Source organism: Rhizobium beringeri (assembly GCF_004306515.1).
GTDB lineage: Bacteria > Pseudomonadota > Alphaproteobacteria > Rhizobiales > Rhizobiaceae > Rhizobium > Rhizobium beringeri.
The window spans coordinates 3,244,223-3,260,179 of record NZ_SILG01000001.1 but is presented as its reverse complement, the minus strand read 5'-3'; the positions used below and the strand labels follow the sequence as shown (position 1 = coordinate 3,260,179).

Sequence of the window (15,957 nt, the reverse complement as noted above, 5' to 3'; positions counted from 1 at the left end):
TGGCCGTATCGTCATGCGCCATCGTCATACGCCGCTTGCCGGAATGCCGCTACGTGTCACCTTGCGCGGCGCGGTGATGTCCTTCCACTGGGAAAGCGCCTTGCTGACAGCCGTGACAGGTTCGCGCCTGACGAATTCGCCGTGGCCCTCGCGGGTCTTGATGGTGTTTTCCTCGATCGCGACGACGCCGCGTGTCAGTGTGTAGCGGGGCAGGCCGATCACTTCCTTGCCTTCGAAGACGTTGTAGTCGATCGCCGACTGCTGGGCTTTGGACGAAATGGTCTTGGAACGCTGCGGGTCCCAGACGACGATGTCGGCATCGGCGCCGACAAGGATCGCGCCCTTCTTCGGATAGATGTTGAGGATCTTGGCGATGTTGGTCGAGGTGACGGCGACGAATTCGTTCATCGTCAGCCGGCCGGTGTTGACGCCATGCGTCCAGAGCATCGGCATGCGGTCTTCGAGGCCGCCGGTGCCGTTCGGGATCTTGGTGAAGTCGCCGACGCCGAAGCGCTTCTGCGCCGTGGTGAAGGCGCAATGGTCGGTAGCGACGACCTGCAGCGAGCCGGAGGCAAGGCCTGCCCAAAGCGAGTCCTGATGCTGCTTGTTGCGGAAGGGCGGCGACATCACCCGGCGGGCCGCATGATCCCAGTCGGGATTGGAATATTCGCTCTCGTCGAGCGTCAGGTGCTGGATCAGCGGTTCGCCATAGACGCGCATGCCTTTGGCACGGGCGCGGCGGATCGCCTCGTGCGCCTGTTCGCAGGAGGTGTGGACGATATAGACCGGGCAGCCGGCCATGTCGGCGATCATGATGGCGCGGTTGGTGGCCTCGCCCTCGACTTCGGCCGGGCGGGAATAGGCATGCGCCTCGGGGCCGTTATTGCCTTCGGCGAGCAGCTTTGCCGACATCGAGGCGACGACGTCGCCGTTTTCGGCGTGCACCAGCGGCAGGGCGCCGAGTTCGGCGCAGCGCTGGAAGGAGGCGAACATCTCGTCATCGTCCACCATCAGCGCGCCCTTATAGGCCATGAAGTGCTTGAAGGTGTTGATTCCCTTGTCGCGGACGATGGTCTCCATCTCCTTGAAGACCTGCTCGCTCCACCAGGTGACCGCCATGTGGAAGGAATAATCGCAATTGGCGCGGGTCGATTTGTTGTCCCACATGGTCAGCGCCTCGAGCAGCGACTGGCCGGGGGCAGGCAGGGCGAAATCGACCACCATCGTCGTGCCGCCGGAAAGGGCGGCACGGGTGCCGCTCTCGAAATCGTCGGAGGAATAGGTGCCCATGAAGGGCATTTCGAGGTGGGTGTGCGGATCGATGCCGCCCGGCATGATATAACAGCCGGTGGCATCCAGCGTCTCGTCGCCCGAGAGGTTCTGCCCGATCTCGATGATCTTGCCGCCGTCGATTTTCACGTCAGCCTTATAGGTCAGATCGGCGGTGACGATGGTGCCGTTTTTGATGACTGTGGTCATTCTCCGAACTCCCTGTCGCTGCGCGGTGCCTGCGCAAGCTGTTTATCCAATGACTGGCGGTAGCGGATGCAACCGCGCATGAACTGAGGCCAATCGGGCACGATCTGACCACCAATCTGCGTATCAGGCAGGAGCGCCCACAGATCGGGATGATGCCAACAGAGTTCGTGTCCCGATGTATCTCGATGGATGCGGATTGCCTGGCGCATGGCGCGTGCCGCCGACAACAGGTCGGTGTGGCTCATGCTGTCCAGATCTGCGTCCGGATCGGTTGTCACGTAACGATCTCCGCCGTCTCGACCACCGCATGGAACAGCACATCGGCTCCCGCCATCGCCCATTCCTTGGAGATTTCCTCAGCCTCGTTGTGCGAGAGCCCGCCGACGCAGGGGCACATGACCATCGTTGCAGGTGCGACCTTGGCGGCCCAGCAGGCGTCGTGGCCGGCGCCGGAGATGATGTTCATGTGGCTGTACCCGAGCCGCTCGGCGGCTTCGCGCACCGACGTGACCAGTTTCGGATCGAAGGTGATCGGCTCGAAGTGGCCGATCGCTTCGATGGAACAGCCGACGCCGAGTGCATCGGTGATCTCCGGCGCCTTCGCCTCGATCTTTGCCCGCATGCGGTCGAGCTTCTCCTTGTCGGGCGAGCGGATGTCGACGGTGAAGACCACCTTGCCCGGCAGCACGTTGCGGGAGTTCGGCGAGAAAAACACCTGGCCGACGCCGCCGACGGCGCCCGGCTGTTCGCCCATCGCCACGCCCTGGACCATCTCCAGGATGCGGGCCATGGCCAGGCCGGCATTGACGCGCAGGTTCATCGGCGTCGAGCCGGTGTGGGCTTCCTTGCCGGTCAGCGTGAATTCCAGCCACCAGAGGCCCTGGCAATGGGTGACGACGCCGATCTGCTTTTCCTCGGCTTCGAGAATCGGCCCCTGCTCGATGTGATATTCGAAATAGGCGTGCATCTTGCGAGCGCCGACCTGTTCGTCGCCGACCCAGCCGATGCGCTTCAATTCGTCGCCGAACAGATTGCCCTCGGGGTCCCTGCGATTATAGGCAAACTCCAGGCTGTGCACCCCGGCGAAGACGCCTGATGCCAGCATGGCAGGGGCAAAACGCGCGCCTTCCTCATTCGTCCAATTGGTAACGACGATCGGATGTTTGGTCTTGATGCCGAGATCGTTCATGGTGCGCACGACTTCGAGGGCCGCAAGTACGCCGAGCACACCGTCATATTTGCCGCCGGTCGGCTGGGTGTCGAGATGCGAGCCGACATAGACGGGCAAGGCATCCGGATCGGTGCCGGGGCGGGTGGCGAACATCGTGCCCATCCGGTCGACACCCATGGTCAAACCGGCATCGTCACACCATTTTTTGAAAAGGCTGCGGCCCTGCGCATCGGCATCCGTCAGCGTCTGGCGATTGTTGCCGCCTGCTATGCCGGGGCCGATCTTCGCCATGTCCATGAGACTGTCCCAGAGACGGTCGCCATTGACGCGCATGTTCTCGCCTGGTGCTGCCACCATTCTTTACGCCCTCACCTGTTTGCGGCAGTCATGCAAAGAGGCATGCCCGCCTGTTCCCGTGGTCCTTTCCTGCGCCCCCTTATTGGTTTTGTCGAGCGCCGGAAAATCGCCAGTTGCCTTTGTTTTACATCTGACGGATAATTTGACCGATTGGTAAACATTACAACTTCCACCGCCGGGCTCAAGACGAAAATCACGAAAATCGCCGATAAAAATGCGGGCAGTTGCTCAAGGAAGCGGCGAGGGTCGTCCCCAACCCAAACTTGAGCGAAGAAGTTGAATTTCAAGGGGAAACGACAGCCTGTGACCATACCGAGAGCAGCGAAAACCCTGAGGCGGACGCGAATCCAGGAAGAGAAGGAAGAGCAGATCCTGGAAGCTGCGCTCGATGTGTTTTCGGCAAGCGGCTTTCGCGGCTCGACCATCGACCAGATTGCCGAAGTGGCCGGCATGTCGAAACCCAATCTGCTCTATTATTTCCGCACCAAGGAAGCCATGCACCGGGCGCTGATCGACCGGGTGCTCTACACCTGGCTGGAGCCGTTACGGGCTTTCGACGCCGAAGGCAATCCGGAGACGGAAATCCGCAGTTACATCCGCCGAAAGCTGGAGATGGCCCGTGATTTCCCCCGCGAGAGCCGGCTCTTCGCCAACGAGGTGCTGCAGGGTGCGCCGCATATAGAGGACGAGTTGAAGGGGCCGCTGAAGGAACTGGTCGACGAGAAGGCGGAGGTCATCCGCGCCTGGGCAAAAGCCGGCAAGATCGTCAAATGCGATCCCTACCATCTGATCTTCTCCATCTGGTCGACGACACAGCATTACGCCGATTTCGACGTCCAGGTGCGTGCCGTGCTGGGGCAGGAACATTCGGGCGAGGGGCGCTTCGAGGATGCGGCGCGGTTTCTGGAACAGCTCTTCATCGGCGGGCTACGACCGGATCCTCTTGGGGAGTGAGGGTTTTACCCTCTCCTCGAAAGCGGCACCCGGGCAAGAATATCCGTCACGCCTTCCATCGTATAAGGCTTCTGCAGCACGGGCGCGTCCGAGTGGCTGTTTGCCTGGGCGATGCCTTCCCCATAGCCCGTGGCAAAAACGAAGGGCACGCCATCAGCTGCCAGCCGGTCGGCAATCCCGAAACTCGTCTCCTCGCCAAGATTGACATCGAGAAGCGCCAGATCGAAGGACTGGCCGGCCAGAATTTCTATCGCCTCAGTGACACTTGGTGCCGTTGCGACGTCGGCGCCCAGGCGGCGCAGGATGTCCTCGCCATCCATGGCTATGATCAAATTGTTTTCCACCAACAGCACGTTGAGGCCGGAGAGCGGCTGATCGTCGGGAATCATCTTGCGTCCGGTCGCCCCCACCGCAGGCGGATTTGACCGTTCGCTCGTCGGGCTGACGACATGTCGCGCCGGAATGCAGAAATCGGCCTCGAGCCCATCCCTGAGGTAGCGGACCTCCGCCTTACCGCCGAGGTCATAGGGGATCGAGCGGCGGATGATGGTCGAACCGAAGCCATGGCGTTTGGGTTCGACGACGGGCGGACCATCCTTTTCGCGCCAGCCAATGTGCAGATTGCCCTCGTCGTCGGGGTGCCAGCCGAGTTGGACCGTGCCGCTGCCGGTGCCGGAAAGGCTGCCATATTTGGCGCTGTTGGTCATCAGCTCATGGAAGACAAGGGCGGCGGTGGAAAAAGCCTGCGGTTCCAGCAGCACGTCCTCGCCGCTCATCTGGATGCGTTGCGCATTTTTCCCAAGATAGGCGGCGGTCTCTGCCAGCAGCAATTGCCGGAGCGAAGCGGGCGCCCAGTGATCGCGGGTGATCTGGTCATGGGCGCGGGCGAGTGACTGGATGCGGCCCTCGAGCTGGCGGATGTAGTCGCCAAGACCGACCGACGTTGCCTGGGACTGCCGGATGATACCGGTGATGAGGCTCAATATGTTGCGGACGCGGTGGTTCAGCTCGGCGATCAGCAGCTCCTGGCGCTCGTTTGCCGTCTGGCGCGCCATGCTGACCTCGTCGGTGAGACGCAACACCACCTCGATCAATGTGACGCGGATGGTTTCGGCGACACGGCGCTCGGCCTCGGTGAAGGGGAGGGAGCGGCCACGCACCAGTTCCGACCAGGCTTCGAAACTCTTGCGCGGCGTCAGCCGCGGGCCATTCGGGCCGTATTCCACCGGCTTGTGCGGGTCGCCGCCCCAGCGAACAGTGCGCACCAATTCCTGACGGAAAAGCACGACATAATCGCGCGGCGAACGCGAGATCGGGATGGCGAGCATGCCTGCCACCGCATCGTCGACCTCAAGATCCGGATAGGTTTCTGCGAGCCTGTCCACGGCATAGATGCGACCGGCGGCGTTGCGGTTGAGATGGCGGACGAGAGCTGCGAAACTTCTCTCATCCGGTCCGATGCCGGCAAGTGCCGGCCGGCCGTTGATCCAGACACCGATGCCGTCGGCGGGAATGGCGTCGGCGAGCGCCTCGATCAGCCAGGCCGGATCGTCGAGCAGGCTGGCATTGTCTGCAACGGAGGTGAGAAGCCGGTCGGCGATGCGGCGCGCCTTGGTCTCGTAGTCGAGAGCCTGTCGCCGTTCGCGGCTTTCGAGGCGGGAAGCAAACATCTGGCCGAAGAGTTCGGCGGTGGAGCGGCTTTGGGCCGAAGGCAGACGCGGGCCGTAGTGATGGCAGGCAAACAGGCCCCAGAGCTTGCCGTCGACGACGATCGATATGGAAAGCGAGGCGCCAACGCCCATGTTTTTCAGATATTCGATATGGATCGGCGAGACTGAACGCAATACCGACATGGAGAGGTCAAGCGGCTGACCGTGCTCGTCGAGCGGCGGGAGGATCGGCACCGGGACGGCATCGACATCAGCAATGATACGGAACAGGTTGCGCAGATAGAGGGCGCGCGCCTGTACCGGAATATCGGAAGCCGGATAGTGCAGCCCGAGGAAGGAGCCGATGCCGGCCCGGGCGGCTTCCGCCACGACTTCGCCGGAACCGCTTTCATCGAAACGATAGACCATGACCCGATCGAAGCCGGTGAGGGCGCGCGCCTGTCTTGCCCCCTCGCGGAAGAAGGCCTCCATTGTTTCCGTGTGATCGAGGCGGGACATCATGCTGCGCATCGAGAGCGAAGCGGTGTCGCGCCTGTCTTCCTGGCAGCGCTCGCCTTCGATGATGACCTGACCTTCGTTCAGGTGCACGGCAAGGTCGAACCTGTTTTGATCGGACGTCAGAGCAATGCCGAAAATGCGCTCGACGACGTCCGAACCGCGCAACGTGGTGAGCTTGTTGCGGATTGTGTGGAGTGCTTCGGGGGTGATTAGAGAGAGAACGGGGCGGCCGATCGCGTTGGCCTCTGTCACTCCAAGAAACTCCGCCAGATTTGCGGAGGCGCGCATGACAATCCAGTCTGAGGATACCGCCAACAGAAAGCCGAAGGGCTGGACCGAGCCGAGCTGGTGGATCGGCTCACGGTCGCAATTGGTGAGATCGACGGGTTCGTGCGTGCCGCTCATGGGACGGCTTCCAGTTCGACTTGCCCCGCTTGGAGGAAGAGATCGAAGACATCGCGGGCTGCGGTGACAGCCGCACCGGGATCGTCCACCTTGCTCGCGTCAAGACGATCCATGAAAAGCCGTATGGCGCCCTTCGGGCCTTGCGGGCTCAGATAGCTGCTGGGCAAGTCGTCAGGCACGGTCTTGGCGAGCAGCGCGCCGCCGAGCTTGGAGCCTTCAAGGACATAGGCGGCGCCCCAGACCGCTGCTTCGCAGCGCAATGCCGGTTGCGGAAGCGGTACGGGCAATCGATCATCGAGTTCCCCTATGTCGGCAGCCAGCAGGTGCGCGCGCCTTCGTTCCGGCCAGTCTGGCAGCAGACGGCCGATTCCTCCATTCTCAAGTGCATATTCGATGGCCGGTACGACCCGCGCATGCGCGCGCAGGAAAGCCTTATAATCCTGGATGCGTGAGAGGTTGAAACTGCCGAAGAGGGTGTCGACCGCGGCGTGGCAATCTGCAGTTTGTGCGCGGAGGGCGCTGCGAAGTGACATGCTGAGGTTTTTCCGAGTGATATGGCGGCCGCCCAAAAGGGACGACGAACTAGCGGATATACTGCGGCATCGCGTTATTTCCAGAGAAACGCCTAGGAATAACATGGGTTTCTCGTCGCTCGCAGACGCGCGGCGAGCGCTTCAGCCCATCATTGCCGGCAGTCCCGCGGCGAGCGTATCGATCGCGAGCCGCACCTTCGGCAGCATGACCGGGGAGCGCAGCCAAACGGCATGGGCATCGAAGACATTGGCCGGTTCGTGCTTCAACACCTGGATGAGCCGGCCTGCCAGCACTTCCTCGCGGACCAGCCAGCAGGGCAGCCAGGCAAGACCGCGCCCGGCGACGGCCGCATCGGAAATCGAAGCGAGGTCGTCGAGCCGCAATCGCGCCTTTGGCGCCAGCCGCCGCCCGGGATCGGCTGCAGTCGGAAAGATCCAACCCTTGTCATCATCGCCCCGTCTGTAGACGATGCCTTCATGCTGGGGAATATCGAAGACTGTCTGCGGCGCGCCATGTTTTTCCAGATAGGCGGGCGACGCGCAGACGGTCATGCGCTGGCGGGCGATCGCCCGGGCCATCAGATCCGGATTGTCCTTCAGCGGCCCGTTGCGGATGACAAGATCGAACCCGTCCTCGAGCAGGTCGACGATACGGTCGTTGAAGGAAAGGTCGAGTTCGAGGTTCGGATGTTCATCGAGCAGGCGTGCGAGGATCGGCGCGATGCAGTGGCGGCCGAAAAGCACGGGCATCGAGATGCGCAATCGGCCGCGCACGTCACGCCGGCCGGATTCCAACATGGCTTCCCCGAGACGGATTTCCTCAACCGCCCGCAGGCAGCGCTCGTAGAAGAAGCGGCCTTCCTCGGTAAGGCTCTGCATGCGCGTCGTACGGTTGAAAAGCCGCACGCCGAGACGCTGTTCCAGCCGTGCGATGGTCTTGCCGACCGCCGAACGGGTGAGATGGAGCCGCTCGGCAGCAGCCGAAAAGCCACCTGCCTCGACGGCTTCGACAAAGATCGAGATACCCTTCAGCCGTTCCATTTGTTTCCTCTTTGGAACCATTCTGGAGAATTAATATCGCAACTGGTGCAAAATATTCAACGATATGGTTTCGGCTCCCTGCAATGGACAAGGAGCAAGACAATGCAGACAACACGGCAATGGCAGATCGACGCGGTTGGACCGGAGCGCCAGCTGACGATCGGCGAGCGGAGGCTCGAACCGGTTTCCGGAAACAGGATTCTGGTCCGGACGGAAGCCGTCTCGCTCAATTTCCGCGACCGGCTGGTGATGGAGAGCGGCATGGGGTTGCCGCTGCAATTTCCCTTCGTACCAGCTTCCGACATGGCAGGGGTCGTCGAGGCGGTCGGACCCGAGGTCAGCCGTTTCAAGCCGGGCGATCGGGTCATCTCGACCTTTTCACCCGACTGGATCGACGGACGTGGATTGGGCGATGCGCGCACCCCACCTTACAAGACACGCGGCGGCTTCTATCCCGGCGTCCTCTCGCAATATACCGTGCTGTCGGAGGAGTGGTATTCACGTGCGCCTGACACGCTCGACGCGGCGCAGGCGAGCACCTTGCCCTGCGCCGGACTGACTGCCTGGTTCGCACTGATCGAACGCGGCGGCCTGAAGGCCGGCGACAAGGTTCTGGTGCAAGGCACCGGCGGTGTGGCGCTCTTCGGTCTGCAGATCGCCAAGGCGCATGGCGCGGAGGTCTTCATCACATCAGGCAGTGCCGAGAAACTCGAGCGCGCCGTTGCGCTGGGCGCCGATCACGCGATCAACCGTCATGAGGGCGACTGGGTTGAGCAACTCTATCAGTTGACCGGCGGCTATGGCGCCGATCACGTGCTTGAGATCGTCGGTGGCCCGCATCTCGGCCAGGCGCTGAAGGCGGTGGCGATCAATGGCCGCATTTCCGTCATCGGCGTGTTCGAGGGGTTCGAGGTTTCGGGCCCGGCCGGCCCGTTGCTGCTCAAGGCGCCTGTTGTGCAGGGCATTTCCGTCGGCCATCGCCGTGCGCTTGAAGATTTCATGCGGGCAATCGACCAGACCGGGCTGAAGCCCGTGATCGACAAGCGTTACGCCTTCGACGAATTCCCTGAGGCGCTCGATCATCTCTATCGCGGGCCTTTCGGCAAGGTGGTCGTCGAGTTCTGACGGTCGCGATTTTCCCTACCCCGCCTACAGCGCCGCGCGTCTGAGAGGACGCGCGGCGCTGTAGGCGGAGAAGGGAGGCTGATCAGGCCGCAGTGGGAACGCCCTTTTCGAAGGCGAAGCCTTCATCGGCCCAGCCGGTCATGCCGCCGATCACCAGTTTCACCGACAGACCGAGATTGGCGAGGCGGAAGGCAGCCTTGTCGGCGCCGTTGCAATGCGGGCCGGCGCAATAGACGACGAACAATGTATCGCTTGCCCATGCCGACATTCGGTGCGCCGTCATCTTGCCGTGCGGCAGGTTGATGGCTCCGGGAATGTGGGATTCTGCGAAGAGCTGCGGCGAGCGCACGTCGAGGAGAACGAAATCGACTTGACCGGCCGCAAAGGCGGCATGCACGTCCGAGCAATCGGTTTCGACAGCGAGTTTGGCGGCAAAGTGGGTGACAGCGGCATCCGGAGCTGCAGTAGGTATTTGGGAAACGGGGCTTGGCATCGGGCTTCCTTTTTCTGAAGTTGCCGCCTGGTATCGCCGATGCTACAGCTTTGCGAAATTGGCCATCATGACTGACAGCGTAAAGATCATGCCAAACTCATCGCCGCAGCAGACGAAAGGACCGCTGGTCGCAGCGCTTGCCTATGACGGGCTCTGCACCTTCGAGTTCGGCATCGCCTACGAGGTCTTCGGCCTGCCACGCCCGGAGATGGGTGAGGATTGGTATCGCTTCTCGGTCTGCGGGATCGAACCAGGACCGCTTCGCGCTGCGGGAGGGCTGACGGTTGCGGTCGACAAGGGGCTGGAGGTGCTTGATGAGGCGGACCTGATCGTCGTGCCCGGCTGGCGGGCAATCGATGCGCCGGTGCCGGCACCGCTCGCCGTAGCACTCAAGGCAGCGCATCAGCGCGGCGCGCGCATCATGTCGCTCTGCTCCGGCGTTGCCGTTCTTGCCGGATCGGGGCTGCTTGCCAACCGCAGGGCGACGACACATTGGCGCTATGTCGCCTCGATCGCCGCACGTTATCCCGACATCACGCTCGATGCCGACGTTCTCTACATGGACGAAGGCAGCCTGCTGACGGCGGCGGGCAGTGCGGCCGGCATCGATCTTTGCCTGCATGTGGTGCGCGGCGATTTCGGTTCGGAAGCTGCAAACAGCGTGGCAAGACGCCTCGTCGTGCCGCCGCACCGCGAAGGCGGACAGGCGCAGTTCATTCACGCGCCGGTTCCCGAGGAACGCGAGGGCATCCGCTTGGGGCCGCTGATCGAATGGATGCGCGAAAGCCTTTCCGAGGACCAGCCGATCAGCCTGCTTGCGAAAAGAGCGGGCATGAGCATGCGCACCTTCCAGCGGCGCTTCGAAGCGACGACGGGCCTCAGCGTCGGCGAATGGCTGCTGAAAGAGAGGCTGCGGCATGCCCGCGATCTGCTGGAGAAGGAACTTGCTGTTTCGCTCGATGACATCGCCGCCGCCAGCGGGTTTGGAACACTGGCGACCATGCGGCATCATTTCCGCAGGCGACTGGGGACGAGCCCCAATGCCTACCGAAAGTCATTCGGCGGGTAGACTGGCCTGGTGCTTTGAACGTTGCCGGCAAGATTGCAACGCCGCGGATCGATCTTCTCCGCGGCGTTGCAGATCCTTACTCCGCCGCCTGGCGCGCCATCGGGTTGTTCGGGTGCGTCGTCCAGTTGGCGTAGTTGGGGTCGACGACGCGGCCGGTGCGCTTGTCGAGAGTGCCGGCGGGAAGCTGCTCCATGGTGATGCAGTTCTCGACCGGACAGACGCTGACGCAGAGATTGCAGCCGACGCATTCCTCGTCCATCACCTCGAAATGGCGAGCGCCGTCGACGAAGTTGGTGATTGCCTGGTGCGAAGTATCCTCGCAGGCGATGTAGCAGCGGCCGCATTTGATGCAGGCGTCCTGGTCGATCTTCGCCTTGGCGATGTAGTTGAGGTTCAGATATTGCCAGTCGGTGACGTTGGGCACGGCGCGGCCGGTAATGTCGTCGAGGCTGCGGTGGCCTTTTTCGTCCATCCAGTCGGAGAGGCCAGTGATCATCTCCTCGACAATCTTGAAGCCGTAGGTCATCGCCGCCGTGCAGACCTGGACGTTGCCGGCGCCGAGCACGAGGAATTCGGCCGCGTCCCGCCAGGTGGTGATGCCGCCGATGCCGGAGATCGGCAGACCGTAGGTTTCGGGATCACGGGCGATCTCGGCCACCATGTTGAGCGCGATCGGCTTCACTGCCGGGCCGCAATAACCGCCATGGCTGCCCTTGCCGCCCACCGTCGGGTTGGGGGCGAAGTTGTCGAGATCGACGGAGACGATCGAATTGATCGTGTTGATCAGCGAGACGGCATCGGTGCCGCCGGCCTTGGCGGCGCGGGCGGGGCGGCGGACATCGGTGATGTTGGGCGTCAGCTTGGTGATAACAGGCATGCGGGTGTACTGCTTGCACCAGCGCACGACCATTTCGATATATTCCGGCACCTGGCCGACCGCCGAACCCATGCCGCGCTCCGACATGCCATGCGGACAGCCGAAATTGAGCTCGATGCCGTCGGCGCCGGTCTCTTCGACCAGCGGCAGGATCGCCTTCCAGGCTTGCTCTTCGCAGGGTACCATGATCGAGGCGATCAGTGCCCGGTCCGGCCAATTCATCTTCACCTGCTTCATTTCGCGCAGGTTGGTGTAGAGGTCGCGGTCGGTGATGAGTTCGATGTTGTTCAGACCGAGCAGGCGGCGGTCGGCGCCCCAGATCGCGCCGTAGCGCGGGCCATTGACGTTGACGACGGGCGGGCCTTCCTCGCCCAGCGTCTTCCAGACCACGCCGCCCCAGCCGGCCTTGAAGGCGCGCTCGACGTTGTAGGCCTTGTCGGTCGGCGGCGCAGACGCCAGCCAGAACGGGTTCGGGGATTTGATGCCGACGAAATTATTGCGGAGATCAGCCATTGTTCATTCTCCCCTTCAAGCGACCGCAACAGCCGGAGCGGCTGCTGCGGACAGGGTGCGATGGATGGATTCAGCCGCATCGCGACCGTGGGCGACGGCGGAAACCGTGAGATCGTCACCGCCGAAGACGCAGTCGCCACCGGCCCAGACACCGTCGAGCGAGGTATGGCCTTCACCATCGACGGCGATACGGCCAGATTCCATGCGCAACGAACCGAGACCAGAGGCGTCAAAGGTCTGACCGATCGCCTTGAAGATCTGGTCGGCGGCAATGACACCGGTTTCGCCGGTGCCGACCAGGCGGCCTTCGAGAATCCTCGTATATTCTACCTCGATGGCGGCGACTTTGCCGTCCTGCGACAGGATCGATTTCGGCGCCAGCCAGTGGCGGATGATGACGCCCTTGGAGCTTGCCAGATCCTGCTCGAATTCGGAGGCATTCATGTGCTCCTTGCCACGGCGGTAACAGATCGTCACCTCCTCGGCGCCGAGCAGCTTTGCCTGCACGGCAGCGTCGATCGCCGTCATGCCACCGCCAAGGACGACGACGCGGCGGCCGACGGCGATTTCGCTCTTGTCTTCGGCCTGGCGGAGTGCCGCGATGAAATCGACGGCGTCGTCGACGCCTGCGAGGTTCTCGCCCTCGATGCGCAGCGCGTTGACGCCGGCAAGGCCGATACCGAGGAAGACGCCGTCATATTGGGCCTGCAGATCGGAAAGCGAGAAATCGCGGCCGAGAAGCTGTCCATGCCGGACCTCGATGCCGCCGATGGAGAGGACGTAGTCGACTTCCTTCTGGGCGAAATCGTCGACCGTCTTGTAGGTGGCGATGCCGTATTCGTTGAGGCCACCGGACTTTTCCCTGGCATCATAGATAGTCACGAAATGGCCTTTCACGGCCAGGCGATGGGCAGCGGCAAGGCCGGCTGGGCCTGCGCCGACAACGGCAATCGTCTTTCCGGTCGGTTCGGCCCGGGAATAGAACTGCTTGCCGGCCTGCATGGCGGCATCGGTCGCATAACGCTGCAAGCGACCGATCTCGACGGGCCGCTCTTCCGCCGTGTTGCGCACACAGGCCTGTTCACAGAGTTCTTCGGTGGGACAGACGCGGGCGCACATGCCGCCGAGGATGTTCTGGTCGAAGATCGTCTTTGCCGAGCCGATCGGATTGCCGGTCGAAATCTGGCGGATGAACAGCGGAATGTCGATCGAGGTGGGACAGGCCGTCATGCACGGCGCGTCATAACAGAAATAACAGCGGTCGGCAGCGACCAGCGCCTCGTGATTGTCGAGGCGCGGATGCAGATCGGAAAAATTAGCCTCATACTCGGCGGGCGAAAGCCGGCCGGCATGAATCCCAGTTTCCAGTCGTTCCATTGAAGTTCCCTCATTATTGGTAAACGGCCTGTGAGGGAAAGCGTAACTCAGGTTTAAAAATTTATCAAACGGTAAAATTTTGAAGATTTTCGCTTGCTGTCACACCAGTAATCCGCTGTTTTTGCTGGAAGAATTTATTCGGCCCGCATCGATGAAATAGCTGAGCACGGGACGAGGGAAGGGCATCCGAAAAAAGATTCAAAAAAGTCGAATTTTTTTCGGATGGCAGGGAACCAAAGTTTGATGTCGTCGTTATTGCGATATCCGGATGGTGATCGCATCGACCCAACATGCGCGCCCCCAACCCACTATCCGGACGTACTCACGGTCCCCTCCCGGTGAGTGAAGACAGCCGGTGCGCCGCCCTCGCACCGGCTGTTTTTCGTACTCGGCAGTCTCCAGGGCTTTCACACCCGCTTGAAGATCTCGAATTCTGTTTCCGGAATGGTCAGACGATATTCAATGCGGCCGGGAACGAGGTTCAACTCCGCCCTGCCGTTGACCGACGAAGGCACGACACGCTCCAGCACGGTGCGGCCGAAGCTGTTGTCGCTGAATTCGTGGACTTCCGACTGATCATGCAGAACTTCCGCCCAGGCGACCTCGATCGCCTTCCTGTCGTTGATCATGGCTTCGCGGCAATTCAGCGTGATGGAGGCGGCGCCGCCTGATATCGCGCCAAAGGAGGCGGAGTTGACGATGAGTTCGTGGAGGGCGAGCCCGAGGTGCACGGCGGCATTCGGTGTCAGGTGAGCGTTGATGCCATAGATCGGCATGGAGCCGGCCGTCTCCGGCCAATAGGGGGCGAACTGCTTTTCGGCGAGTTCGAAGAGGTAGGCGCCGCGCCAGCTCGAATCCGTGATCAGGTCCTGCGAATTGGAAAGCGATTGCAGCCGTCCGCGGAACTTGAGGAGGAAGCTGTCGAGAGAGAGCGTATTGCGCGCCGTCTGCGTGGCAATGCCCTGGATGATGGCGAGAAGGTTCTTCGAGCGGTGAGAGAGTTCGCGCAGCAGCGATTTCAGAACTTTTTCGCGATGCCGGCTTTCGGTGACTTCAGTCATGACGGACAGAAGTCCATGTGCGCCGCGTTCGCCGGTGCGCTGGATCTTCAGTTCATAAGTGCGCCTTTCGCCGTCAACGTCGATCTCGACCTCGGCATTGTTAGGGATGCCGGTTTCCAGCACCTTGTGTTTCAGCGCTGTCAGATATCGCCCATGGGCGTCGCCGAAAAGGGCGGCGTCGCTGCCGCCGGGCATAAAGAGCGCTGCGAAATGCGGTGGCAGATTTTCGGCGTAGAAGATCGACAGTCGGGCGTCCTGGCAGAGGATCGAAATCCCGGCGCTGCCGAGCGCGCGTTCCATCATTGCGGCTTTGCCTTCGAAGGTGAAAGGCATGCCGGACAATGGTTCAGTCGTATTCACGCGGCCGCCTTTCCTTGTGACATCTTGAACGTCGCTGAAGGGAGCGCCCTTACAGACACCGCCTGCCAACTTTAGAACAAAGCGCTGCAAAAACCGTTAAAGCTACCGGAGCGTCCCGGTAGCACCGGAACGCCTGCTTTGGCGATTTGGTTCCGAAGGCCGGAAAATTGCGTCTCAGGCGGCTACTCTGGTCGATTCATTGAAGAAAAGAGCCTGGCTGATCAGTGCCTTGACCATGTCGGGATTGAAGGGCTTGGTCACAAGGAAAGTCGGTTCCGGGCGCTCGCCGGTCAGAAGCCGTTCCGGGAAAGCGGTGATGAAGATCACCGGCACGCTCGACGTCTTGAGGATGTCGTTGACTGCGTCGATACCGGAGCTGCCGTCGGCAAGCTGGATGTCGGCCAGCACCATGCTCGGCTTGGTCTTATTGTAGAGCGCCACGGCCTCGGCATGCGTACGGGCAATGCCGGTGACGCGATGGCCGAGGCTCTCGACCATCTGCTCGATATCCATGGCGATCAGCGGTTCGTCCTCGATGATCATGATATCGGTTGCGACCTGACGGGAAATCTCCTGCGACGCCACGTCGAGCAGATGCATGACATCCTGTTCCTCGGTTTCCAGGATTTCGGCGATTTCAGCGACGCGGAAATTCTCTACGGAGGCGAGCAGGAAGGCCTGACGGGCGCGCGGCGAAACCTTGGAAAGGTTCAGCGTGGCGCGTTGCTCCCAGGCATAGGGCGAGGTCGGTTCTGGAATCTGGACTGCGGTGGAACCAAACAGTTGCGTGAACAGTTTGTAGAGTGCGGCCCGGTCATTCGCCGTATCCGGGAAAATCGACAGATCGGCGATGATGGCTTCGAGAACGGCGGCGACATAGGCGTCGCCCGAAGTCTGAGTGCCGGTAAGGGCGCGGGAATAGCGGCGCAGATAAGGAAGGTGCGGCGCAATCCGAGTAGAAAGTGTCATTCATG

Annotated in this window: 14 protein-coding genes; 3 read left to right on the top strand and 11 right to left on the bottom strand. The window is 61.8% G+C overall.

Features of this window, described 5'->3' with window-relative positions; genetic code table 11:
• Positions 1-24: 24 nt before the first annotated feature.
• From hydA to ELH03_RS16420, 3 genes are read right to left on the bottom strand one after another with little or no spacing between them, the layout of a single operon-like run.
• Positions 25-1,479, bottom strand: coding sequence for a dihydropyrimidinase (gene hydA, locus ELH03_RS16430; protein ID WP_128405496.1), 1,455 nt, complete (start codon positions 1,477-1,479; stop codon positions 25-27).
• Positions 1,476-1,757, bottom strand: coding sequence for a hypothetical protein (locus tag ELH03_RS16425; protein ID WP_128405495.1), 282 nt, complete (start codon positions 1,755-1,757; stop codon positions 1,476-1,478). The genes hydA and ELH03_RS16425 overlap by 4 nt, the downstream gene beginning before the upstream one ends.
• Positions 1,754-3,007 (bottom strand): Zn-dependent hydrolase, encoded by a 1,254-nt coding sequence (locus ELH03_RS16420; protein ID WP_128405494.1) that lies wholly within the window; start codon positions 3,005-3,007, stop codon positions 1,754-1,756. The genes ELH03_RS16425 and ELH03_RS16420 overlap by 4 nt, the downstream gene beginning before the upstream one ends.
• A 276-nt stretch (positions 3,008-3,283) precedes the next feature.
• On the opposite strand from ELH03_RS16420, the gene ELH03_RS16415 reads away from it, so the two are divergent.
• Positions 3,284-3,961: a TetR family transcriptional regulator C-terminal domain-containing protein gene (locus ELH03_RS16415; RefSeq protein WP_128405493.1), complete on the top strand. Its 678-nt coding sequence runs from the start codon at positions 3,284-3,286 to the stop codon at positions 3,959-3,961.
• A 5-nt stretch (positions 3,962-3,966) separates the two neighbouring features.
• Here ELH03_RS16415 and ELH03_RS16410 read toward each other — a convergent pair whose 3' ends face one another.
• The 3 genes from ELH03_RS16410 to ELH03_RS16400 form a co-directional block, all read right to left on the bottom strand.
• A complete protein-coding gene (locus ELH03_RS16410) occupies positions 3,967-6,534 on the bottom strand; it encodes an HWE histidine kinase domain-containing protein (RefSeq protein ID WP_128405492.1) in 2,568 nt (855 codons plus the stop codon).
• A complete protein-coding gene (locus ELH03_RS16405) occupies positions 6,531-7,067 on the bottom strand; it encodes a biliverdin-producing heme oxygenase (RefSeq protein WP_128405491.1) in 537 nt (178 codons plus the stop codon). Before ELH03_RS16405 ends, ELH03_RS16410 begins: the two co-directional genes overlap by 4 nt.
• Positions 7,068-7,208: 141 nt before the next feature.
• The gene (locus ELH03_RS16400) at positions 7,209-8,108 is read right to left on the bottom strand and encodes a LysR family transcriptional regulator (protein WP_128405539.1); all 900 of its coding nucleotides are present in this window, start codon (positions 8,106-8,108) and stop codon (positions 7,209-7,211) included.
• 102 nt (positions 8,109-8,210) lie between these two features.
• Between ELH03_RS16400 and ELH03_RS16395 the strand changes: the two genes are divergently transcribed.
• Positions 8,211-9,233, top strand: a complete 1,023-nt coding sequence (locus ELH03_RS16395; protein WP_128405540.1) for a zinc-dependent alcohol dehydrogenase family protein — start codon at positions 8,211-8,213, stop codon at positions 9,231-9,233.
• 82 nt (positions 9,234-9,315) lie between these two features.
• Here the strand turns inward: ELH03_RS16395 and ELH03_RS16390 are convergent, their stop codons facing one another.
• Complete coding sequence (locus ELH03_RS16390) at positions 9,316-9,726, bottom strand: rhodanese-like domain-containing protein (RefSeq protein WP_128400938.1); 411 nt, start codon at positions 9,724-9,726, stop codon at positions 9,316-9,318.
• A gap of 67 nt (positions 9,727-9,793) precedes the next feature.
• On the opposite strand from ELH03_RS16390, the gene ftrA reads away from it, so the two are divergent.
• The gene (gene ftrA / locus ELH03_RS16385) at positions 9,794-10,795 is read left to right on the top strand and encodes a transcriptional regulator FtrA (RefSeq protein ID WP_128400939.1); all 1,002 of its coding nucleotides are present in this window, start codon (positions 9,794-9,796) and stop codon (positions 10,793-10,795) included.
• 76 nt (positions 10,796-10,871) lie between these two features.
• On the opposite strand, the gene preA is transcribed toward ftrA, so the two are convergent.
• The 4 genes from preA to ELH03_RS16365 form a co-directional block, all read right to left on the bottom strand.
• Entirely contained in the window at positions 10,872-12,185 is a 1,314-nt protein-coding gene (gene preA, locus ELH03_RS16380; protein WP_128400940.1) for an NAD-dependent dihydropyrimidine dehydrogenase subunit PreA, read from the bottom strand.
• Positions 12,186-12,200: 15 nt separating this feature from the next.
• Positions 12,201-13,562 (bottom strand): NAD(P)-dependent oxidoreductase, encoded by a 1,362-nt coding sequence (locus tag ELH03_RS16375; RefSeq protein WP_128400941.1) that lies wholly within the window; start codon positions 13,560-13,562, stop codon positions 12,201-12,203.
• 407 nt (positions 13,563-13,969) lie between these two features.
• Positions 13,970-14,965 carry a sensor histidine kinase gene (locus ELH03_RS16370; RefSeq protein WP_197730009.1) on the bottom strand — a complete coding sequence of 332 codons (996 nt, stop codon included), beginning with the start codon at positions 14,963-14,965 and terminating at the stop codon, positions 13,970-13,972.
• A 192-nt stretch (positions 14,966-15,157) separates the two neighbouring features.
• Positions 15,158-15,952: a response regulator gene (locus ELH03_RS16365; RefSeq protein WP_128400942.1), complete on the bottom strand. Its 795-nt coding sequence runs from the start codon at positions 15,950-15,952 to the stop codon at positions 15,158-15,160.
• Between the last annotated feature and the right edge of the window lie 5 nt (positions 15,953-15,957).